This is a genomic window from Streptomyces sp. NBC_00247 (genome assembly GCF_036188265.1).
In the GTDB taxonomy this organism is placed as follows: Bacteria; Actinomycetota; Actinomycetes; order Streptomycetales; family Streptomycetaceae; genus Streptomyces.
Genome location: NZ_CP108093.1, coordinates 639631 through 661472, shown reverse-complemented (window position 1 = coordinate 661472; position 21842 = coordinate 639631). Strand labels below are relative to the sequence as shown.

At 71.1% G+C, this 21842-nt stretch carries 17 protein-coding genes; 5 read left to right on the top strand and 12 right to left on the bottom strand.

Annotation, left to right across the window (positions count from 1 at the left end):
- Positions 1 to 118 precede the first annotated feature (118 nt).
- The 12 genes from OHT52_RS02595 to OHT52_RS02540 all read right to left on the bottom strand — a co-directional run bounded on the left by OHT52_RS02595 (position 119) and on the right by OHT52_RS02540 (position 10969).
- Entirely contained in the window at positions 119 to 910 is a 792-nt protein-coding gene (locus OHT52_RS02595) for an ABC transporter permease (RefSeq protein WP_328718465.1), read from the bottom strand.
- Positions 907 to 1929, bottom strand: coding sequence for an ATP-binding cassette domain-containing protein (locus OHT52_RS02590; RefSeq protein WP_328718464.1), 1023 nt, complete (start codon positions 1927 to 1929; stop codon positions 907 to 909). Before OHT52_RS02590 ends, OHT52_RS02595 begins: the two co-directional genes overlap by 4 nt.
- 81 nt (positions 1930 to 2010) lie before the next feature.
- The gene (locus OHT52_RS02585) at positions 2011 to 2862 is read right to left on the bottom strand and encodes a DUF4097 family beta strand repeat-containing protein (RefSeq protein WP_328718463.1); all 852 of its coding nucleotides are present in this window, start codon (positions 2860 to 2862) and stop codon (positions 2011 to 2013) included.
- Between the two features lie 188 nt (positions 2863 to 3050).
- A complete protein-coding gene (locus OHT52_RS02580) occupies positions 3051 to 3563 on the bottom strand; it encodes a toxin-antitoxin system HicB family antitoxin (RefSeq protein WP_328718462.1) in 513 nt (170 codons plus the stop codon).
- 262 nt (positions 3564 to 3825) lie between these two features.
- The gene (locus OHT52_RS02575) at positions 3826 to 4917 is read right to left on the bottom strand and encodes an ABC transporter ATP-binding protein (protein ID WP_328718461.1); all 1092 of its coding nucleotides are present in this window, start codon (positions 4915 to 4917) and stop codon (positions 3826 to 3828) included.
- On the bottom strand, positions 4914 to 5795 hold the full coding sequence (gene modB / locus OHT52_RS02570) for a molybdate ABC transporter permease subunit (protein WP_443046466.1): 882 nt from the start codon (positions 5793 to 5795) through the stop codon (positions 4914 to 4916). Before modB ends, OHT52_RS02575 begins: the two co-directional genes overlap by 4 nt.
- Positions 5792 to 6631 carry a molybdate ABC transporter substrate-binding protein gene (modA, locus tag OHT52_RS02565; protein ID WP_328718460.1) on the bottom strand — a complete coding sequence of 280 codons (840 nt, stop codon included), beginning with the start codon at positions 6629 to 6631 and terminating at the stop codon, positions 5792 to 5794. The genes modB and modA overlap by 4 nt, the downstream gene beginning before the upstream one ends.
- Before the next feature lie 300 nt (positions 6632 to 6931).
- Positions 6932 to 7339 carry a TOBE domain-containing protein gene (locus OHT52_RS02560; RefSeq protein WP_328718459.1) on the bottom strand — a complete coding sequence of 136 codons (408 nt, stop codon included), beginning with the start codon at positions 7337 to 7339 and terminating at the stop codon, positions 6932 to 6934.
- A gap of 98 nt (positions 7340 to 7437) precedes the next feature.
- Positions 7438 to 8502 carry a lipoate--protein ligase family protein gene (locus tag OHT52_RS02555; RefSeq protein WP_328718458.1) on the bottom strand — a complete coding sequence of 355 codons (1065 nt, stop codon included), beginning with the start codon at positions 8500 to 8502 and terminating at the stop codon, positions 7438 to 7440.
- Between the two features lie 122 nt (positions 8503 to 8624).
- Positions 8625 to 8951, bottom strand: a complete 327-nt coding sequence (locus tag OHT52_RS02550; RefSeq protein WP_328718457.1) for a hypothetical protein — start codon at positions 8949 to 8951, stop codon at positions 8625 to 8627.
- A gap of 118 nt (positions 8952 to 9069) precedes the next feature.
- Positions 9070 to 9630 carry a hypothetical protein gene (locus OHT52_RS02545; protein WP_328718456.1) on the bottom strand — a complete coding sequence of 187 codons (561 nt, stop codon included), beginning with the start codon at positions 9628 to 9630 and terminating at the stop codon, positions 9070 to 9072.
- A 112-nt stretch (positions 9631 to 9742) separates the two neighbouring features.
- Positions 9743 to 10969 (bottom strand): DNA sulfur modification protein DndB, encoded by a 1227-nt coding sequence (locus tag OHT52_RS02540; protein WP_328718455.1) that lies wholly within the window; start codon positions 10967 to 10969, stop codon positions 9743 to 9745.
- 216 nt (positions 10970 to 11185) lie between these two features.
- On the opposite strand from OHT52_RS02540, the gene OHT52_RS02535 reads away from it, so the two are divergent.
- The 5 genes from OHT52_RS02535 (at position 11186) to OHT52_RS02515 (ending at position 21812) form a co-directional block, all read left to right on the top strand.
- Positions 11186 to 13333 (top strand): N-6 DNA methylase, encoded by a 2148-nt coding sequence (locus OHT52_RS02535; RefSeq protein ID WP_328718454.1) that lies wholly within the window; start codon positions 11186 to 11188, stop codon positions 13331 to 13333.
- Between the two features lie 108 nt (positions 13334 to 13441).
- Entirely contained in the window at positions 13442 to 15556 is a 2115-nt protein-coding gene (locus tag OHT52_RS02530; protein WP_328718453.1) for a type I restriction-modification system subunit M, read from the top strand.
- On the top strand, positions 15553 to 16824 hold the full coding sequence (locus OHT52_RS02525) for a restriction endonuclease subunit S (protein WP_328718452.1): 1272 nt from the start codon (positions 15553 to 15555) through the stop codon (positions 16822 to 16824). Before OHT52_RS02530 ends, OHT52_RS02525 begins: the two co-directional genes overlap by 4 nt.
- Complete coding sequence (locus tag OHT52_RS02520) at positions 16821 to 20012, top strand: type I restriction endonuclease subunit R (protein ID WP_328718451.1); 3192 nt, start codon at positions 16821 to 16823, stop codon at positions 20010 to 20012. The genes OHT52_RS02525 and OHT52_RS02520 overlap by 4 nt, the downstream gene beginning before the upstream one ends.
- Positions 20013 to 20222: 210 nt before the next feature.
- Complete coding sequence (locus tag OHT52_RS02515; RefSeq protein WP_328718450.1) at positions 20223 to 21812, top strand: serine/threonine-protein kinase; 1590 nt, start codon at positions 20223 to 20225, stop codon at positions 21810 to 21812.
- The last annotated feature ends 30 nt before the right edge of the window (positions 21813 to 21842 follow it).

Here is a 21842-nt window from a genome sequence, read left to right as displayed (position 1 = left end):
GGCGTCACGCTAGGCCGTCTCCGGCCGTTCCGGTCGGATGAGCGGGCGGTGTTCCCGCACAGGCGCGGTCGGCGCGTCCGACGGGGTGTCGGACGCGCCGCCGGACCGGTCGCGCGGGCTACTTCGGGTCGCGGTCGTAGAGAGACGTGGACCAGAGGTAGCCGAGGACCGAGAGGCCCAGGCACCAGGCGACGGCGATGAGACCGTTGTCGCCGATCTCAGTGCCGAGCAGGAGTCCGCGCAGGGTCTCGATGGCCGGGGTGAACGGCTGGTACTCGGCGACCGGCTGGAACCAGCCGGGCATCGCGTCGAGCGGGACGAACGCGCTGGAGAGGAGCGGCAGGATCATCAGCGGCATCGCGTTGTTGCTCGCCGCCTCGACGTTCGGGCTGGACAGGCCCATGCCGACGGCGATCCAGGTGAGGGCGAGGGAGACGAGCGTCAGAAGTCCCACCGCTGCCAGCCACTCCAGCACGGTGGCGTCCGCGGACCGGAATCCGATCGCCACCGCGACGGCGGCGACCAGGACCACGCTCATCACGCACTGCAGCACGCTGCCGAGGACGTGGCCGATGAGGACCGATCCCCGGTGGATCGCCATGGTGCGGAAGCGGGCGATGATGCCCTCGGTCATGTCCATCGAGACGGAGACCGCACTGCCGATGGTGGTTCCGCCGATGGTCAGCATCAGGATGCCGGGGACCAGGTACCTGAGGTACTCGGAGCGGTCCGCGCCGCCACCGCCGATGCCCGCGCTCATGGTGTCGCCGAAGACGTAGACGAAGAGCAGGAGCAGCATCACCGGCGTGAGCAGCAGGTTCAGCGTGAGCGAGGGGTAGCGCCGCACGTGCAGCAGGTTGCGGCGCAGCATCGTGGACGAGTCGCGCACGGCGAGGGAGAGGGAGCTCATCGGACGTCCTCCTTGGACGGGAGCGGCTGCGGCTGCGGGGCCTGCTGGTCCGCCTGGTGGGGGACGCGGGTGGTGTCGGTGAGGGCGAAGAACACGTCGTCGAGGTCGGGGGTGTGGACGGTGAGTTCGTCGGCTTCGACGCCTGCGGTGTCGAGGCGGTCGAGGATGGTGCGCAGTTCGCGCTGGCTGCCGTCGCTGAGGATCTGGAGGGTGAGGGCGTCGTCGTCGCGGGCGGCGTCGGGCAGGGCGGTCGCGGCTTCGCGGTAGGGGGCGGGGTCGGTGAAGCGGAGGCGGACGTGTCCGCCGGGGACGAGGCGCTTGAGTTCGTCGGCGGTGCCTTCGGCGGCGATCCTGCCGTCGTGGAGGACGGCGATGCGGTCGGCGAGTTCGTCGGCTTCGTCGAGGTACTGGGTGGTGAGGAAGACGGTGGTGCCGCCGGTGACGAGTTCGCGGATGATGCCCCACATGGTGTGGCGGGAGCGGGGGTCGAGTCCGGTGGTGGGTTCGTCGAGGAAGATGATCCTGGGGTCGCCGACCAGGGTCATGGCGATGTCGAGGCGGCGTTTCATGCCGCCGGAGTAGGTGGAGGCGGGCTTCTTCGCCGCGTCGGTGAGGTCGAAGCGTTCCAGCAGTCCGGCGGCGACCCGCTTGCCCTCCGTTGTGGGGAGGTGGTGCAGGTCGGCCATGAGGAGCATGTTCTCCTCGCCGGTGATCAGGCCGTCCACCGCCGAGAACTGGCCGGTGACGCCGATCGCGGCCCGTACCGCCTGCGGCGCGGCGGCCAGGTCGTGGCCGGCGACCTGGGCCTGGCCGGCGTCGGGGGTGATGAGGGTCGAGAGGATCTTGACGACGGTGGTCTTGCCGGCCCCGTTCGGACCGAGCAGCGCGAACACGGACCCGGCCGGGACGGCCAGGTCGATGCCGTCGAGGACGGTCTTGTCGCCGTAGGACTTGCGCAGGCCGACGGCGGAGACGGCGGCCGGGGACGGTCGGCCGTCCCTCTGATTGGATGTGGGCATGACATGAGAAGGCATCGGGTCCCCCGGTCGAAGGAAGTGGCTGCGGGCGGGTGAGAGGGTCGAAGGCGGCCCTGCGCGCGGTCAGTTCGAGGCGCGGCGGACGTCGATGTTGCCGTGCCGGGTCCGAGCGCGGACCTTGACGACGGTGTCGGCGCTCGCGGAGTCGGCCGGAGCCTCGGACGCGGTGAGCGTGTTGCGTACCTGGCCGGAGCCCGAACTCGCGTCGAGCCAGGCGGCCGAACCCTCGCGGACACCGATCTCGATGGCCCCGTAGTTCGTCTCCAGCTGGACCGTGCCCCGGGCCACGTCCCCGACGCGCAAGGTGCCGTAGGCGGTGGTGGCGGTGACCGAGTCTTCCGCCCGGTGGATCTCGATGTCACCGTGGGCGCCGCTCACCCGCAGGTCGCCGGTGACGGCCCGGACGGTCGTGGTGCCGTGCGAGTTCTTCAGGACGGCCGGGCCGTCGACGAGGCCGATGCGCAGGCTCCCGGAGCTGGTGGTGATCTCGGCCTGCCCCTCGATCCGGTCCACGGTGACCGAACCGTGGGAGGCGGTCAGTCGGAGGGGCCCGGTCGAGTCGAGGCGGACGTCGCCCGACGAGGTCTTCACGCGGACCTCGCCGAGGCGCCCCTCGCCGATTACCTGGGTCCAGGCGCCGGTCATGTCGATCCGTGAGCCCGAGGGCAGTTCGACCGCCACGTCCACGATTCCGGTGCGGCCGAACAGGCCGGACTTGGGCGTCCTGACGATCAGTGCGCCGTTCGCGTACGTCACCTCGGTCTGGCCGGCCGCCCGCACGTCCATGTCCCGCTTCGGGTCGCGAGGGCTCACCGCGACGACGGTGTCGAGGCGGTCGCCCGCCGTGAACTGGATGGATCCGGCCTCCACGCGGGCGGTGACCGAGATCGCTTCAGGGGTGTCGAAAGAAGGCATGGCTGTCCCGTCCTCTTGGCTCTTGAGGTCGTCCCCGCTGGTGGGACGAGGTCATGGGTGAAGTGGTGCGGTGGCGCCGGCCGCCCCGGGCGGTGTCCGGCGGATCATGGTCGGGGTCCCGGTCGGGTCCCGGTCGGTGTCGTGGCCGAGGTGCCGCGTCGATCCCGCCGGGACTCTCAGAACACGCTTCAGCGGACCCAGCCGGTGAAGCTCTGCCCGAGTGCCTGGACCCTCTCCGTCGCGCGCGGCCGGCTGCCACCGTCGACGGCGCCCGACACGGCCCGTACGAGCCACGCGTTGACCGACAGGCCCTCGCGGCTCGCGGCCTCCTCGGCGCGTGCCTTGAGGTGGGCCGGCAGGCGCAGGTTGACGCGGGCGGTGCCGCCTTCGTCGCTCTCGGTGGACGCCTGCGCGGAGAGCGGTTCGACGGGAGCGGCCGGCTCCGCGGGGGAGTCGGCCGGCGGCCGGGTCACCACGAAGTCGGGGTCGAGCCCGCGGAGCCGTACGTCGACGGAGCCCGGGGCGAGCTCGCGGGTGACCTCGTCCATCGCGGCGGAGAGCACGTTGAGCAGGGTCAGGCGGGTCGCCGACTCCAGGGGAGCGGTGAGCCTCTCGGCCAGCTCGCGGGCGTCGTCGCCGCCGGCTTCGGCGGCCACCGCGAGTTCGCGGCGGAGGGTCTCGACATACGGGGTGAGGTCCATGACGCCATAATGGCACCACGATGGCGCCATGCGCAAGCCTGGCGGCGCCTGTGTGGTGTCAGGGCTTCCCCGCACCGCTCTGAGCTGCGGAAACGGCGAGAAGTTACCCGTGGCGGGTGTGATGCCACGGAGGGTTCCCGATGGAATGACGTGCGGAGTGGTGCCATGTGGTGCCACGTGGTGTCAGGTGGCGCCATGGCGCGCCAGGCCGGTGTCACGGTGGTGTCGCCGGGAGGCGGCCGTCCCGCCACCCGACGATCCCTCAGGCCGGGTACGCGTGCGTCTGCGCGGCCTTGACCGTAGCCCAGACCGGGGCTCCCGGGTGCAGGTCGAGCTCGGCGGCGGCGACCGTGGTGAGGTCGGCGGCGAGAGGGAGTTCGCCCGCGAGGTCCGCGCGGATCTGGTCGCGTCGCGCCTCCAGCCCCGCGACCTCGCACCGCCAGAGGTTGCGGGCGCTGGAACCGGTGGGGCGGTCGCGGTGCAGGGTGACCGCGTTCGGGGGGAAGGCCACGAACACCGGTCCGGTGAGGTCCTCGGTGGTGGTGATGGCGGGCCCGGCGTCGAGCCGGACCGTGTGGCCCTCGGCCTGTCCCCGGTAGAGGTTGAGGCCGACGAGCTGGGCGATGTAGTCCGTACGCGGACGGCGGGCGATGTCCGACGGCGCGCCCTCCTGGACGACCTGGCCGTGCTCGATCACGACCAACCGGTCGGCGAGGACCATCGCGTCCAGCGGATCGTGCGTGACCAGCACCGCGACCGCCTCGAACTCGGCGAGGTGGCGCCGGAGCTGGGAACGGACGTCGAGGCGGGTACGGGCGTCGAGCGCGGCCAGCGGCTCGTCCAGCAGCAACAGCCGGGGGCGGGTCGCCAACGCGCGGGCGAGCGCCACGCGTTGGGCCTGACCGCCGGAGAGCCGGCGCGGCTTCGCCCCGGCCCGGTCGGTGAGCCCCATGCGCTCCAGCCACGCGGCGGCCTGGGCCCGCGCCTCGGACTTGGCGACGCCCCGGCAGCGCGGCCCGAAAGCCACGTTGTCCAGGGCCGAGAGGTGCGGGAAGAGCAGGTAGTCCTGGAAGACGACCCCGACCGGCCGCGACTCCGGCGGGACACCCGTCAACGCGGCCCCGTCCAGCCGCAGATGCCCCTCGGAGAGCGGGGTGAGGCCGGCGAGCGCGCGCAGCGCCGTGGTCTTCCCCGCGCCGTTCGGCCCCAGCAGCGCGAGGACCTCGCCGGGCCGGGCGCCCAGCGCCACGTCCAGGCGGAAGGCGCCCCGGTCCACCACGAGTCGGGCGTCGAGCCCCTCGGCGGCGGCGGAGGAGGAGCCGGAAGCGCCGGAAGCGGCGGAAGTCCCCGTCATGACGCCGTCATCCAGCGGTCGCGCAGCCCGGCCAGCACCGCGATCGACACCGCCAGCAGCACCAGGCTCAGCGCGATGGCGGCCTCCGGATCGTCCTGCAGGGCGAGGTAGACGGCCAGCGGCATGGTCTGCGTACGGCCGGGGAAGTTGCCCGCGAAGGTGATCGTGGCGCCGAACTCGCCCAGCGCGCGGGCCCAGGCCAGTACGGCACCCGCCGCGATGCCCGGTGCGATCAGCGGCAGGGTGACCCGCCGGAACGCCGTGAAGCGGGAGGCGCCCAGGGTGGTGGCCGCCTCCTCGTACCGCGGATCGGCGGCCCGTAGTGTGCCCTCCACGCTGATGACGAGGAAGGGCATGGCCACGAACGCCTCCGCCACGATCACCCCCGCCGTGGTGAAGGGCAGCGTGATGCCGAACCAGGAGTCCAGCCACTGCCCCACCACGCCGTTGCGGCCCAGCGCCAGCAGCAACGCCACACCGCCCACCACCGGTGGCAGCACCAACGGCAGCGTCACCAGGGCCCGTACGAACCCGCGCCCGGGGAAGTCGGTGCGCGCCAGCACCCACGCGAGCGGCACGCCCAGGACCAGGCTCACCGCGGTGGCGGCGGTGGCCGAGACCAGGGACAGCCGGAGCGCCTGCCAGACCTCCGTACTGGACAGCAGTTCCGGCATGTTCCGCCAGGGAGCCCGCACGAGCAGGGCGACCATCGGCAGCAGCAGGAACACCAGGCCGACCAGGGCCGGCAGCAGCAGCGGCAGCGGTGCCCCGCGCCGGACCGTACCGTCGCCCCGGCCCGTACCGCTTCGGACACGGCGAAGCCGTGACCGGCCCACCGAAGGGCCCGTCACGGCGTCGGAGGCGTCACGCGGCTTCACGGCTGGATGAACCCCGCCCCGGTCAGCACCTGCCGGCCCTCGGCGGACCGCACCAGCTCGATGAACGCCTTCGCCGCCCCGGCGTTGGGGGCGTCCTTCAGCAGCGCGATCGGGTAGTCGTTGACGGCGTCGGCGGACTCGGGGAACTCCACGCCCTCCACCTTGTCACCCGCGGCCTTCACATCGGTCTTGTAGACCACGGCCGCGTCGGCTTCCTTGAGCTCCACCTTGGTCAGGGCGCTCTTGACGTCCTGCTCGTAACTGACGGGGGTGAGCTTGAGCCCGGCCGCGTCCAGGGCCTTCTGTGCGGCGGCACCGCACGGCACCGTCTTGTCGCAGAGCACGACCAACAGATCGGAGTTCGTCAGGTCCTTGAGGGTGGCGATCTTGTCCGGGTTGCCGGGCAGGGTCGCGATCTCCAACTGGTTGCGCACGAACGTGGCGGGCGTGCCCACCGCGTCGTCCGCGTCGGTGACGACGGCCATCGTCTTGGCGCTCGCGGCGGCGAAGACGTCGGCGGGGGCGCCCCCGGTGATCCCGGCCGCCAGGCTGTCGCTGCCGCCGAAGTTGAAGACGACCTTCGTGCCCGGGTGGGCCTTCTCGAACGAGGCGCCCAGCGTCGTGAAGCTCTCCTTGAGCGACGCGGCGGCGAACACGGTCACCGTGCCGGAGAGCTTCGGCGTGACATCGGCGGACGCGGAAGCCGAGGCGGAGGAAGTGGCGTCGTCCGACGAGGAGCCGTCGGAGGAGGAACAGGCGCTCAGCGCCAGCAGCGCGGCGACTCCCACGCCCGTCCACTGCAGGGTCCTACGGGTCCGGCGCGCGGAACGGGTCATCACGGGGTCTGCTCCCTCTGGTCCTGCGGAGGAGCCGAGCGACTCCTCCGCACTGGTCTGTCGGCGACCGCCCGGCCGGCGGCACGAGGCAGGTCGGCAGCATGCGCGGGTGGACGCACGACCGATCATACTGGCGCAGATGCCAGGGGGAAGACCCCAATTACCTGGCAAGAGCCGTGATGAGGATGCTTCGGGTGGGGCATATGCGGTTACGGATCGGGCTCACGCGGTCGCCCATACCCGGGTACGCCGAAGTCCCGAGGGCAACCCGGCCCCCGGGGCGTGGACGCGGAGAACCGCTCAGACGCGGTCGATGTGCACGTTGGTCGACTTCACGCGGGCGGTGGCCTCCATGCCGACCTCCAGGCCCAGTTCCTCCACCGCCTCGCGCGTCAGGAGGGAGACCAGCCGGTGCGGTCCGGCCTGGATCTCGACCTGGGCTGCGACATCGCCGAGCTTCACCGCCGTGACGATGCCCGCGAAGGCGTTGCGGACGGAGGTGTAGGGGACCTCGTCCTCACCCCCGCCGCCGCTCCCGGCATTACCGGCGACCTCGACCGAGAAGGCCGCCAGGTCCCCGCCGTCGATGAGCCGGCGCCCACTCTTGTCGCGGTGCGTGGCCACCCGGCCGGCGTCGGCCCACCGTCGTGCGGTGTCCGGGCTCACGCCCAGCAGGCGGGCCGCTTGGCCGATCGTGTAGGACTGCATGGGCGTCACGGTAGGTCGCGGCCGCTCGCGCACGCAAGCGCGGACGGCGCGCCGCCGCAGGTCCGGCGGGTCGCGGCGGCGCGGGGACGCCCCGGGAGCTACGGCACGCGGGCGGTCCACTCGTCGCCGCTGTACTTGGTGGCGGCCAGCTCCTCCGCGCGGGCGAGCTCCTCGGCCGTGACGTGGCCGTCGGTGAGCCCGTAGCGGTTGCGGAAGGAGTCGACCATGCGCCCGATGACCGCCTCGCGCGGCAGTCCCGTCTGGCGCCGGAGCGGATCGACCCGCTTCTTGGCCGACTTGGTGCCCTTGTCGGACATTTTCTCCTTGCCGATGCGGAGGACGTCGAGCATCTTGTCCGCGTCGATGTCATAGCTCATGGTGACGTGGTGCAGGACCGCCCCGGGACCGCCCTTCGGACCGGTGACCCGCTTCTGGGCGGCGCCCGCGATCTTCCCGACCTCGGTCGCGATGTCGTTGAGGGGCTGGTACCAGGCCTTGATGCCCATGTCGCCGAGCGCCGCCAGGACCCAGTCGTCCAGATAGGCGTACGAGTCCGCGAAGGAGAGCCCTGAGACGAGGGAGGCCGGAACGGACAGGGAGTACGTGATGGTGTTCCCCGCCTCCACGAACATGGCCCCGCCCCCGGAGATCCGGCGTACCACCCGTACGCCGTGGCGGGCCGCGCCCTCGGGATCGACCTCGTTCCGCAAGGACTGGAAGCTGCCGATGATGACCGCGGGGGCGCCCCACTCCCAGACGCGGAGCGTCGGCGCGCGGCGCCCGGCGGCCACCTCCTCGGTCAGCACCTCGTCCAGTGCCATGTGGAGTTCGGGGGACTGGGGGCCCTCGTGGATGAACTGCCAGTCGTAGTCGGTCCAGTCCGTGGCGTGGGCCAGCGCCCGCCGCACCGCCACAGCGATGCCCTCGGTGGTGATCCCGTACATCACCGTGCCCTCGGGCAGCGCCGCCTCCACGCGGGCGGCCAGTCCGGCGGCGTCGGTGTCCGCGGGAGCCCCCTCCAGGGCGGCGTCGACGGCCGCGATGGCCTCGTCGGGCTCCAGGAAGAAGTCCCCGGCCACCCGGACACCCCGCAGGGCGCCCGCTTCGACGTCCAGATCCACGACGACCAACTTGCCGCCGGGCACCTTGTACTCACCATGCACGGCTTTGCTCCCTTTCGGTGCGCGGTGTGGACTTCGAGTCTATTGCCCCGGAAGGCGGCGGTGCGGTGGCGGTGCGCGCTCGTGGGGTGTCGGCGTCCGTGAGGGGGCCGGCGGGCCGGTCCTCACCGGGGCGCGCCGGCTGTCCCGATCCGCGCGCACAGAGTGAGGAAGAGTGCGAGTTCCGCGGTTTCCTCCGCGCCCGCGCGGCCCGAAGCGAGGCGGAGTTCGGCGTCCCGGTGCGCGCGGGTCAAGTGGCCGACCCGGTCGAGGTGGTGCCAGAGGAGCCGGAAGGTCTGCTGGTGGTCGTAGAGGCTGGTCTCGTACGAACGGGTGGTGAGGTGGCGGATCTGGGCCATGAGGGCCTGGAAGGCCGCCCTGTCGTCACATGTGAGGAGTTGGGTCAAGTGGGCCTGATACACGATCAGTTCTGGATTCTCGTCGGCGTCCACGCAGGTTCCCCCGGCCGGTGAATGGTCGTTGCGCCGCGCCCGCCCGCCGTAGCGTGGCGCCGCGACGTGGCGGGCCGGGTGTCCGGCGGCACTGGTGTGCCACCGGACACCCCACGGGTCAGCCCGTCTTCTTCCAGTCCTGGCAGCCCTGGGTCTGGAAGTACTCGCCCTTCTTGACCGTCACCCGGCCCGGACCGTCCAGGTTGTTGTTGGCGATGATCGCGTCGAACTCACCGCTGGCGTTCTTCAACCGGGCCCAGTAGCAGCCGAACAGTCCGTCGCCGCCGGCGGTCTTGTACGTCCCCGCCGCGATGTCCTCTCCGACCAGGTACTCCCCGTCGCCGCCGAAGGAGCTCGCCGGGCCGGGGGCCTTCGTCGCCTTCGGCTCGGCCGTCACCGTCTTGGTGACGGCCGGCGCGGGGGCGGCCTCGGCCGTCTTGGTCACGGTCACCGTCACCGTGGGCCCCGGCTTCGAGGGGCCGTCGGCCGTGCTGTCGGCGTCGGCTTCCCCGCTGGAGCCGATGCCCGTACCGATGAAGAGGGCGACGCACGCGACCGCGCCGTGCGTGATCCACGCCTTGGCGCGCGACGGCTTGCGCGGCGACGGGGCGGGCGGGAACGCGGGGGAGTGCGAGGGTGCGCCGTAGGGGCCGGGCGCCTGGTACTGGGGAGAGTTCATGGAGTGCTCCAGTCGAGTCGTATGTCCGCGGCGGCGGCGGTTCGGAGTGTCGTGGTGGACTCGGCGGTCCCGGCGGCGGGCCGCCGAACCGGTGGCGTGCGGCAGTGCGGCGTCACCGGCCGCGGGTCTTGCGGCCCGCCTCCGTCGCGGGGTAGAGGATCGCGTCGGCCACGCGGCCGCCGGAGTCCTTGACGCCACCGCTGAAGTTGAGGCGTCCGGAGGCGCTCGCCTTGGCCGCGACGCCGTCCCAGTAGCGGGGATCCCGGTCCCAGTGGATGTCGGCGAGGAGCCGGTACAGGTCCTCGACGCCCAGGGCGCCCATCGGGTCGGCCCACGGGGTGGTCCGGTGGACAGCGATCCCGAGGCCCGCGAGCACCGCCGGGGCGGTGATGGCGCTGCGCGCGGCGAAGTGCGGATGGAAGTCGGAGATCAGCCGGGACAGAGTCGGGACGACCCCGTTCTCCACCTGTCCGGCATCCGTTCCGGCGGGAAGCTCGTCCTCGTGGACCGTCTCGGCCGAACGGGTCAGTCCGGAGCGCCCGTAGATCGTGGTGATGACGAGGGCGCGCAGCGCGGAGAGCGTGATGACCTCCGGATCGTTCATGCCGACCTGCCGCTTGCTGGCATTGACGAACCTGGTGAACGGTACGAGCCGGCCGTCGACCTCGACCTTGACGGACTCGGCGAGGCGGTGCGCGAGCCGGGTCGCGAAGTCGCGCTGGTCCATCGACATGGCGAGGTTCTTGGCGACGGCCACGCCCTGCACGTTGCGGTCGTAGAAGATCTGCCGCGCGTCGGCGACCGACAGGTCCACGTAGAGCTCGAAGGGGACGCGGACGGTGGCGAGTTCGGCGTAGGTGAGGCCGAACCGCCCGGGGTCGTCGTAGAGGTCGTGCCAGGCGGTGGTCTGCGTCTCGCCGTCGATGGCGACCACGCAGGTGCCCGGCGTGATGGTCAGGGTCCGCAGCCCGGTTCCGGGCACCAGTTCGTCGCTCAGGGCCGCGAGCGGACCGGCGTGCCAGAAGGTGACCGGCGGCGTGGACCAGCCGGCGCCCAGCTCCCCCTTCACCCCGTCGGCGATGTACTCGGCGTAGGCGCCGACGTTCCGTCCCTTCTGCGTGGACTTCAACGCCCGCTGCACCAGGGCCCGCAGCTCGGCGTGGCGCCGAACCGTGCCGGACGCGGCCCTCAGCGTCTTCGTGTCCTCCTCCCGGCGGGGCGAGGGGACGAGCTGGACGAGGGTCGCCACGGACATGGTCCCGATCACGGCGTCCGCCCGGAAGGGCATGACGGTGAGCTGGATCCCTTCGACGACGGCGGTCGGCAGGGTGATCTGCATGGGGTGTCTCCCTCGACGTGGAGGAGCGGCACACGATTCGGCACCGCGTCGCGGACAGGCCACACGGCACGTCGAAAACTCACGCCGTGAGAGGAGTGCCTCCAACCGGAAGCTCCGCCAGATAAGCAGAGGCGTGAAAGCACTGTCAAACCCCTTGAGTGATTTGACGTGTGCCGTACGCTGTTAACTGTTCACTCCCGAGAGGCCAGGAACCCCATGCCCCAGCCACCAGCTCTGGTGACAGCCGCCGAGATCTCCCGGATCGCCGGTGTCACGCGGGCCACCGTCAGCAACTGGCGTCGCCGGCACGACGACTTCCCCGCACCGTCGGGGGGTACCGACAGCAGCCCGCTCTACGACCTCGAAGCGGTACGGGCATGGCTGGAGGCGCGCGGCCAGACGCACGCGGCTTCCCCGTCCGAGGAGTTGCGCACCGTGCTGCGACTCCACGGGCCGGGATCCGGCCTGGCCGCCCGGCTCTTCCCGCTCGTCCTGGCGGCGTCACGTGCGGACGCGGACGTACTCACCGCCCACGACGACCTGCCCGACTCCGAGGTCGTCACCCGGGCGGAGACGGCCGCCGCCGAACAGGCCGGATCGATGCCGCAGACCGGGCCGGTCCGCTTCGGCACGGAGGACGTCCCCGCCCTGCGGGCGCTGATCCGCTGTGTCCGCGGCGAGGGCGCGCACAGCACGCTGGACGTCCTCGCCGAACGCGAACTCGACGACACCGCCTCCAGCGGCACCTACCCGACGCCCCAAGGCCTCGCGGAACTCATGGCCCGGCTGCTGCCGGAGCACACGGCACGCGTACTCGACCCGGCGTGCGGCAGCGGCACCCTGCTCGCGGCGGCGGCACGACGGGGCGCCACGGAGTTGTACGGCCAGGACGTAACTCCCGTACAGGCCCAGCGCAGCGCGGTGAGCCTGTACCTGTCGTCGCCCGGCGCCCAGGTCACCGTGCGCGCCGGCGACACCCTGCGCGCCGACGCCTTCCCGGAGCTGCGCGTGGCGGGCGTGCTCTGCAACCCGCCCTACGGCGACCGCGAATGGGGCCACGAGGAACTCGCCTACGACCAGCGGTGGGCCTACGGTGTGCCACCCCGGATCGAGTCGGAGCTGGCCTGGACGCAGCACGCCCTCGCGCACCTGGAACCCGGGGGCCACGCCGTGATGCTGCTCCCGCCGGCCACCGCCACCCGGGCCTCGGGCCGCCGCGTCCGGGCCGAACTGGTACGCAGCGGCGCGCTGCGCGCCGTCGTCGGGCTGCCCGTCGGTGCCTCCGTACCCCTGCACGTCGGACTGCACCTGTGGGTCCTGCGCCGCCCCGAGCCGCAGGGCACCGACAGTGCGTCCGTCCTCTTCGTGGACATGGGCGGGGATCAGCGCGAGAGCGCCGCGAGCCCGTCGCAGGACCCCCACTCCCAGACCCGGAACCGGCGCGGCGGGGCGGGAACGGACTGGGACGCGCTGTCGGGCGAGGTCCTCACCCACTGGACCGCCTTCCGCGAGCACCCGGAGTCCTTCACCGACGCGCCCGGTACGGCACGTGCCGTAGCGACCATCGACCTCGTCGACGACCTCGTGGACCTCACGCCCGCCCGGCAGGTGCGCGCCGCGCCCGTCGACATCGACCCGGCGGAGGTGGCGGGGCGCACCGAGCACCGCCGCGCCTTGCTCGTCACCTCCCTCGCGGCGCTGGAGAACGCGGCGGGTCACGGACCGTGGAAGGCGGTCGCGGGGTCCTCGCGGAGCTGGCGTACGGCCACGGTCTCCGACCTCGCACGGGGCGGAGCGCTCGCTCTGCTGCGGGCGGCCGTACCCGGCAGCCGAGGCGAGACCCCCCGGGCGGACGACGGCGAGCGCCGCCCGGTGCTCACCGCGTCGGACGTCAGCGCCGGCGGGGCCCCCTCGGGCACGGTGGAGGACCTGCGTACCGACGCGGCACACACCGTCGCCACCGGGGACGTCCTCGTACGCGCCGTGGCCGGCGGCAAGGGCGGCATGGCCCGCGTCGCGGACGGCGCGGACGCCGGAGCCCTGCTCGGCCACCACGTCCACCTGCTGCGGCCGGACCCGGCACGCCTCGACTCCTGGTTCCTCGCGGGGTTCCTCGGCGCCCACGACAACATCGCCACCGCCTCCACCGGGAGCACCATCCTGCACGTCACCCCCGGCCGGCTCCGCGTACCACTGCTCCCGCTGGACGAACAGCGGCGGTACGGCGCCGCCTTCCGCCACGCGCACGAACTGCGCACCGCCGCCCGCCGGACGGCCGCGCTCGCCGAGGAGACGGCACAGGCACTGCTCACCGGACTGACGGCGGGGGCGCTGCTCCCGCCCCTGGAGAGCCCGTCCGTCTGAGGGGCCTGTCGCCCCGGCCGGCCCGCCCGAACCACGATGCCGTCCACACCCGTCGACCACACTGAACCGCAACCGTCCCGACCGGGCCGGGGCTTCGAAGGGAACGCGTTGAACAGCAGTAAGCACACGGAGCTGGCGAACCACGCCTGGTCCGTCGCCGACCTCCTGCGCGGCGACTACAAGCAGTCGGACTACGGCAAGGTCATCCTGCCGTTCACCGTGCTGCGCCGCCTGGAGTGCGTCCTCGCGCCGACCCGCGACAAGGTGGCCGAGACGGTCGCCCGTTTCGCGGGCCAGGGCATCGACACCGACCACTTCCTGCGCAAGGCGTCGGGGCACGCGTTCTACAACAAGAGCCCGCTGACGCTCAAGACCGTCGCGGACGATCCGCAGAACATGGCCAAGAACCTCCAGGCGTACATCGGGGCCTTCTCCGAGAACGCCATCGAGGTCCTGGACAAGTACGAGTTCGCCCAGCAGATCAAGAAGCTCGACGCGGCCGGCCTGCTCTACAAGGTCGTCGGCCGTTTCACGGATCTGGACCTGCGCCCCGAGATCGTGCCCAACCACAACATGGGTTACATCTTCGAGGAGCTGATCCGCCGCTTCTCCGAGCAGTCCAACGAGACCGCGGGTGAGCACTTCACCCCGCGCGAAGTCATCAAGCTGATGGTCGACCTGCTGATCGCCCCGGACGGCGACGCCCTCAGCCTGCCCGGTGTCGTCCGCACCGTCATGGACCCCGCCTGCGGCACGGGCGGCATGCTCAGCGCGGCCGAGGAACACATCAAGGCCCTGAACCCGGACGCCACGGTGGAGGTGTACGGGCAGGAACTCAACCCGGAGTCCTGGGCGATCTGCCGGTCCGACCTGATGATCAAGGAGCAGGACCCGGAGAACATCGCCTTCGGCAACTCCTTCTCGGACGACGGCCACGCCCGGGAGAAGTTCGACTACCTGCTGGCCAACCCGCCGTTCGGCGTGGAGTGGAAGAAGATCAAGGAGGACGTCGAGTACGAGCACCGCAACCTCGGCGACTCCGGCCGCTTCGGCGCGGGCCTGCCCCGCATCAACGACGGCTCGCTCCTCTTCCTCCAGCACATGATCTCGAAGATGAAGCCGGTCGACGCCAAGGGCGGCGGCGGATCGCGCATCGCCATCGTCTTCAACGGCTCCCCGCTCTTCACGGGCGCGGCCGGCTCGGGCGAGTCCGAGATCCGCCGCTGGATCCTGGAGAACGACTGGCTGGAGGCGATCGTCGCCCTGCCGGACCAGCTCTTCTACAACACCGGTATCTCGACCTACTTCTGGATTCTGACCAACCGCAAGGACGCCCAGCACAAGGGCAAGGTCGTGCTGCTGGACGCGCGCGACCAGTGGGTGAAGATGCGCAAGTCCCTGGGCGACAAGCGCAAGGAACTCGGCGACGGGACCGGCGGCAAGCCGAACCACATCGCCGACATCACCCGCCTGTACGGGGACGCGGTGGCGGCTGCCGCGGACGCCGAACACCCGATGCACGGCAAGGTGAAGGTCTTCGAGAACGCGGAGTTCGGCTACCGGCGCATCACGGTCGAGCGGCCGTTGAAGCTGCGCTTCGCGCTGACGGAGGAGACGCTGGCGGCCCTGCTCGCGTCGAAGCCCGTGCGGAAGTGGGCCGAGGAGCGCTTCCTGCCGCGCGAGGCGGAACTGGCGGCGAAGGCGAAGGCCCGGCGGAAGCTGACCGAGGAGGAAGAGGAGCGGTTCGCCGAGTTGGCGGACGCCGAGGCGCAGGTGCTGGGGGACGCCCTGAGCCCGCTGCTGGGCACGGAGTGGGCGACCAAGTCCGAGGCCCAGGTCGCGGTACGGGACGCGATGGCGGAAGCCGGCGTCCAGGGCCCGGCCGGAGCGCCGTTCGCCAAGGCGCTGCGGGACACGGTGGGTGTGCGGGACCCGGAGGGTGAGGTCCAGACGGTCAAGGGCGAGCCCGAGCCGGACGGCGACCTGCGCGACTACGAGAACGTACCGCTGGGCGAGGACGTGGAGGAGTACCTCAAGCGCGAGGTGCACCCGCACGTGCCGGACGCGTGGATCGACCACACGAAGACGAAGGTGGGGTACGAGATCCCCTTCACCCGGCACTTCTACGTGTACGAGCCGCCGCGGCCGTTGGCGGAGATCGACGCCGAGCTGAAGGCTCTTGAGGCGGAGATCCGGACGCTCCTGGGCGAGGTGACGGAATGAGTCTCGCCTGGCAGGTCCGGGTGGCGTCAGGAGCGGAAGCCCTGCCGGCCGGATGGGGAGTGCGCCGTGTGCGCGATCTGGTTCACCTGATCAACGGATACCCGTTTCCTTCGGAGAGCTTCGGACCCACCGGCGACATCCCGCTGGTCCGGATCAGGGACCTGGGTTCCCAGGGTTTCGAGACGTACCTGAACGGCCCGGTTCCCCCCGCGTCGATCGTGCGCGACGGCGATGTCGTCATCGGGATGGACGGGGACTTCAACCTCAAGGTGTGGGACAAGGGCAGAGCCGCCCTCAATCAGCGGCTCTGTCTTCTCAGGCCGCGGCCAGGGGTCGACGTGCGCTTCGTCGCGTACGCCCTGCCGTCGTCCTTGCGCATCATCAATGATCTGACCTTCGCCACGACGGTCAAGCATCTTTCGTCGGGGGACGTTCTGAGCGAGCGCATCGCACTCCCTCCGCTGGACGAGCAGCGCCGCATCGCCGACTTCCTCGACGCCGAGACCGCCCGGATCGACCGGCTCGTGGAACTTCAGCGAGGGGTGATCGACAGACTGGACGAACGGGAATCGGCGCAGCTCGACCGTGCGATCGACGAGTTGATCTCCCGATCGGGCACGGTACCGCTCCGCCGCTTCGTGTGGAGCGTCGACCAGGGTGCCAGCCCACAGTGCGAGGCGGTTCCCGCCGCCGAGGACGAGTGGGGCGTCCTCAAGGTCAGTTGTCTGCGGCCCGGAGTGTTCCATCCCGAAGAGAACAAGCGGCTTCCCGATGCCATACGGCCCGAACGCGCCAGTGAGGTGCGGGAGGGCGATCTCCTCATCACCCGGGCGAACACGCCTCAGCTGGTCGGCTCGACGGCCGTGGTGCGCGGCGTTCGCAGGAAACTCCTGCTCTCCGACAAGATCTTCCGTGTCCGGCTCTCCGAAGGCATGACACCCGACTTCGTCGCCGTGATCGCACGTGGAAGCCGTATTCGCTCCCTGAGCGCCGCCGGCTCCAACGGCGCCTCGCAGTCCATGGCGAACATCAGGTTCGACGAGGTCAAGGGATGGCCCATGCCGGCCGTGGGGGTCCGGGCGCAGCAGGACCTGGTCGACCGCGTCTCACGCGGCCGCCAGCAGCTCGACGCCTTGCGCCCCGCGATCAACCGGCAGATCGACCTGCTCACCGAACGCCGCCAGGCACTCGTCACCGCCGCGGTGACCGGCCGGTTCGACGTCTCCACCGCCGGCAACCGCAACGCAACGGACGGAGTCAACCCGTGACAGCCATACACCGCGAGTCCGCCTTCGGGGACGCCATCGTCGCCACGATGACCGAGCGTGGGTGGCGCGAGGCGCGGCCCGAGGACTACCAGGCCGATCTCGGACTGGACATGAACGAGCTGTTCGAGTTCATCGGCGCGACGCAGCGAGACGAGTGGAAGGACCTCCTCGCCGTCTACGGCGGCGTCAACGAGGCCCGCAACGGCTTCGCCCGTCGCCTCGACAAGGCGATCGCCGAGGACGGCCTGCTCAGCGTCCTCCGTAACGGCGTCAAGGACCGGGGAGTCCGCCTCCGTGTCGCCTACTTCAAGCCAAACCTCGTCGCCGACGACTCCGTCCTCGACGGCTACCGGGCCAACCGCCTCACCGTCGTCCGTGAACTCGTCTACGCCACCAAGCAGGCCGACTGGGGCAACAAGCTCGACCTGACCCTGTTCCTCAACGGAATCCCGGTCGCCACCGCCGAGTTGAAGAACCCCCTCACCCGGCAGGGCGTCGAGGACGCCAAGGAGCAGTACCGCACCAAGCGCGACCCCACCGAGCTGATCTTCACCCGCCGCGTCGTCGCCAACTTCGCGGTGGACCCGGACCTCGTCTTCGTCGCGACCCGGCTCCGGGGCCAGAGCACCCGCTTCCTTCCCTTCAACACCGGCTCCAACGGCCCCGGTCTGCCCGGCGGCGCCGGAAACCCGGCTCCGACCGCGTACGGCACGTACGCCACCTCCTACCTCTGGGAACAGGTCTGGGCGCGGGACAACTGGCTGGACCTGCTCCAGCGTTACGTGCACCAGCAGAAGTCCAGGACCCCCGGCGGCGGCACCGCCAAGTCGACGATCTTCCCGCGTTTCCACCAGTGGGACGTGGTGAAGAGGCTGACCGCGCACGCCGCGGCCCACGGCGTCGGGCACAACTACCTCGTCATGGCCTCCGCCGGCTCCGGCAAGTCCAACACCATCGGCTGGCTCGCCCACCGGCTCAGCGACCTGCACGCCGACACCGATCCGCACACGCTCGACCCGGAAGCCGTCCAGAAGGGCCGCCTCAAGCCGGGCGCACCCGTCTTCGACAAGGTCATCGTCATCACCGACCGCCGCAACCTGGACGCCCAGCTCCGGGAGACCGTCGGCAGCTTCTCGCAGACCGAGGGCCTGGTCGTGAAGATCGACGAGAAGCACGGGGCGAAGAGCGAGCAGCTGGCCCGCGCGCTGTCCCGCGACACCGGCAAGATCGTCACGGTCACCCTGCACTCGTTCCCGGCGCTCATCGACCACATCCTGCGCAACCCGACCGAGATCAAGGGCACCAGGTTCGCGATCATCGTGGACGAGGCGCACTCCTCCCAGTCCGGCGGTGCCGCCACGGACGTGCGGGCGGTGCTCCGGGACCTCGGGCTGGACTCCGACTCGGCCGATCAGGGCGCGGTCGCCGTGTCCGTCCCCGTCACGGTCGACGAGAAGCTGAGGAGGAAGGCCACCGAGCGCTCGCGGGCCGCGAACCTCTCGTACTTCGCCTTCACCGCCACCCCGAAGGCCAAGACCCTCGAACTCTTCGGCACGGAAGCCACCGAGAACGGGAAACCCGTCTACCGGCCCTTCCACACGTACTCGATGCGCCAGGCCATCGAGGAGGGGTTCATCCTCGACCCGCTGCGCAACTACGTCACGTACAACACGTACTGGAAGCTGGTGAACCAGAACCCGGACGAGATCGAGGTCGACCCCTCCAGGGCCAACAGCCTGCTCGCCCGGTACGTGCTGACCCACGAACACACCGTCTCGCAGCACGCCACGGTGATCGTCGAGCACTTTATCGCGCACTCCCGGGGGCGGCTCGGCGGACGGGCCAAGTCGATGGTGGTGACGGCCTCGCGGCAGTCCGCCGTACAGATGGCGCGGGCGATCAAGAGCTACCTCAAGGACCGGGAGTACGACACCAAGTACCCGGACCTCGGGGTCCTGGTCGCGTTCTCCGGCTCGCTCACCGTCGACGACGAGGAGACGACCGAGCCGAAGGAGAACGGCGGGATCGCGGAGAGCGCGCTGCCGAAGGCGTTCGCGTACACCCGCGCCGACGACAAGGCCGTGGCGGCCGGCGGGCGTGGGCAGCAGGAGTACAAGATCCTCGTGGTGGCGGAGAAGTACCAGACCGGTTTCGACCAGCCGCTCCTGACCACCATGTACGTCAACAAGAAGCTGACCGGCATCTCCGCCGTGCAGACGCTCTCCCGGCTCAACCGCACCGCCGAGCGCAAGTCGCAGGAGGACCTCGCGGTCCTGGACTTCAGCAACGACGCCCAGGACGTACAGGACGCCTTCCGCCCGTACTTCGAGGAGGCGACGACGCTGCCCTCCGACCCGAACCTGCTCTACACGGCGCAGAGCGCGGTCATGTCGGCGCCGATCATCTCCGAACCGGAGATGGACGAGTTCGCCGCCGCCTACTTCGAGGCGAAGGAGAAGGCGGCCGGTTCGCAGGCCACGTGGGAGAAGCTGCACGCCGAGCTGTACCGCCTGCTCTCACCCGCAGTCGCCCGGTTCACCCCGCTCCTGGAGAGCGAGGAGGACGACGACGTGGAGACCGCCGAGGGCTTCCGCGCCGCGCTCAACGACTACGTGCGCAAATACGGGTTCCTCGCCCAGATCGTGCCCTACCACGACGCGGAGCTGGAGCGGCTCCACCTCTACGGCCGCTACCTCCTCAACCGGCTTCCCCGGCGTGCCGACGGTGGCGTCGACATAGGCGAGATCGACCTCAGCCACCTGCGGGTGGAGAAGACCGGCGAGCACGACAAGTCCCTCGCCCCGGAGGGCCCGGCCGAGCTCAAGGGGTTCGGGGGGGGTGCCGGAGGCGCGGCGGAGGCCGAGAAGTCGCTGCTGTCGGAGCTGATCGAGGCGTTCAACGCCAAGTTCGGCACCGACTTCACCGAACAGGACGTCATCCAGCCCTTCAACGAGGCGAAGGCGGACCACAAGGTCCGGCTGGCAGCGGTCGCCAACGACGACGTGAACAACTTCGGCAAGGTCTTCGACAAGGTCTTCGCGGACAAGATGGCCGACCACATCGACACGATCGCCGGCATGGGACGGCAGTACTTCGGCCCCGAGAAGGGCTTCAAGTCCACCCTGGACCGCAGCGCGCGCCGGGCGGCCTGGCGGATGATCCGCCGGGAAGAGGGCGTGGACGAGTAGACCCGTACGTCTCGGAGAGGCCCGCCGCCACGCTCGTGCGGCGTGCGGCGGGCTCTGGCACCGCCGTGACCGGAAAGAGGCGGCCCGTGCGGTTTCGGGCCGCCGGCACTGGACTGAAGATCGTCCCACCAGCGAGACTGTCCGCAGCAAGCCGAAGGCCGGTCCCGTCGTCCACGCACCGGCCCGTACACGCACAGACGGGGGCCCGACGTGCCAGAGCAGCCGATCGCGGGCCGGTACGAGCTCCTGGAGCCGCTCGCGGGCGGTGGCATGGGAGAGGTGTGGCGCGGCTACGACGCCGTGCTCGACCGGCCCGTCGCCGTGAAACTGATCCGGCAACAGGCGGTCGGCGGATCGGTCCAGCGGGCCGAGGAGTTCGCCAAGCGCTTCCGCCGTGAGGCCCGCATCACCGCGCGCATCCAGCACCCCGGCGTGCCCCAGGTGTACGACGCGGTGCTCGACGACACCTACGAGCGGTTGTACCTGGTCATGGAGCTGGTCGACGGGACACCGCTGTCCGCGTACGTCCACCCCGCTCGCCCGCTTCCGGTGAGCTGGGCGGTGGCGGTGGCAGCTCAGGTCGCCACCGTGCTGTCGCACGCGCACGAAGTGCCGGTCATCCACCGCGACCTGAAGCCCAGCAACGTCCTGGTCGCCCGCGACGGGACGGTGAAGGTCCTCGACTTCGGGATCGCCGCGATCCTGCGGACCGACGTCACCAAGCTGACCGCGACCGGAACACCCATCGGCACCTACCAGTACATGGCGCCCGAGCAGGTGCGCGGCGGACGGACGTCCCCGCAGACCGACCTGTACGCGCTCGGCTGCATGCTGCACGAACTGCTCTGCGGGCGGCTGCTGTTCTCGGCGGACAGCGAGTACATGGTGATGCACCAGCACATGAACGCCGCACCCACACCACTGCGGTCCCTGCGCCCCGAGGTACCGAAGGAGCTGGAGGACCTCGTTCTGCACCTGCTGCTCAAGGCGCCCGAGGCGCGGCCCGCCGACGTGCAGGAGGTGTACGAGCGGCTGCGGCCGTTCCTGCCGCCGCCCGGCCGGACTCCCGGGCCCGGTGGGGCCGGACCGGCGGGGGCGCCGGACCCGACGGGCATCTTCCGCGATCCGTACGCCCCGCGCGCCCGCGCCGGCGCGGCCCGGCCCGCGCCCGAGGCCGCCGAACCGACCGACGGGGTGGTCGCGCCCGTCCCGGTACCCGCGCAGCTGCGCGCGGCGATCGACGAGGCGTACGAGCACTCCGACGCCCTGCTCGACGAGGAACGGTTCGTCCAGGCCGCCGAGGTGCTCGGCGAGATCGTCGGACCCGCCGCCCACGCGCTCGGCGCGGAGAGCCGCAAGGTGCTGGAACTGCGGACCCGCCGCGCCGCGATCCAGGTGCTCGGCGGGGATTACCGGACGGCGCTGCCCGAGTTCGACGTTCTGGCGGACGCCTACGCGCGCACCGACGGCCCCACCGGTGAACACGCGCGCGCCTGCCGCGCCCAGGCGGCGCGGTGCCGGGCCGAACTCGGCCAGGTCACCGACGCGCTCTTCGCGCTGCGCGGCTTGCTCGACGTCGTACGGGCCGTCGACGGCGATCTCAGCGAGGAAGCGGTCGAACTCCGCCGCGACATCGGGATGCTGCTGCTCGCTCAGGGGCAGGCGTCGGACGCGTACCGGATTCTGCGGCCCCTGTACGACGACCTCCGTCTGGTCTTCGGGCCCACGGACGAGATGACCCAGGAGGTCGGTGAGGCACTGGCGCTGATCGGCCTCGATCTCGACGGCCCGGCCGACTGACCCCGCCACCCAGCTCATCCCACCCCCTCG

Excerpts from the sequence above, each read along its gene's own strand:
- modA (WP_328718460.1), bottom strand. The coding sequence starts at position 6,631 with ATGACCCGTTCCGCGCGCCGGACCCGTAGGACCCTGCAGTGGACGGGC.
- OHT52_RS02535 (WP_328718454.1), top strand. The coding sequence starts at position 11,186 with ATGCCCCAGCCACCAGCTCTGGTGACAGCCGCCGAGATCTCCCGGATC.
- OHT52_RS02595 (WP_328718465.1), bottom strand. The coding sequence starts at position 910 with ATGAGCTCCCTCTCCCTCGCCGTGCGCGACTCGTCCACGATGCTGCGC.
- OHT52_RS02590 (WP_328718464.1), bottom strand. The coding sequence starts at position 1,929 with ATGCCCACATCCAATCAGAGGGACGGCCGACCGTCCCCGGCCGCCGTC.
- OHT52_RS02540 (WP_328718455.1), bottom strand. The coding sequence starts at position 10,969 with ATGCAGATCACCCTGCCGACCGCCGTCGTCGAAGGGATCCAGCTCACC.
- OHT52_RS02585 (WP_328718463.1), bottom strand. The coding sequence starts at position 2,862 with ATGCCTTCTTTCGACACCCCTGAAGCGATCTCGGTCACCGCCCGCGTG.
- OHT52_RS02560 (WP_328718459.1), bottom strand. The coding sequence starts at position 7,339 with ATGCAGTCCTACACGATCGGCCAAGCGGCCCGCCTGCTGGGCGTGAGC.
- OHT52_RS02580 (WP_328718462.1), bottom strand. The coding sequence starts at position 3,563 with ATGGACCTCACCCCGTATGTCGAGACCCTCCGCCGCGAACTCGCGGTG.
- OHT52_RS02545 (WP_328718456.1), bottom strand. The coding sequence starts at position 9,630 with ATGAACTCTCCCCAGTACCAGGCGCCCGGCCCCTACGGCGCACCCTCG.
- OHT52_RS02575 (WP_328718461.1), bottom strand. The coding sequence starts at position 4,917 with ATGACGGGGACTTCCGCCGCTTCCGGCGCTTCCGGCTCCTCCTCCGCC.
- OHT52_RS02525 (WP_328718452.1), top strand. The coding sequence starts at position 15,553 with ATGAGTCTCGCCTGGCAGGTCCGGGTGGCGTCAGGAGCGGAAGCCCTG.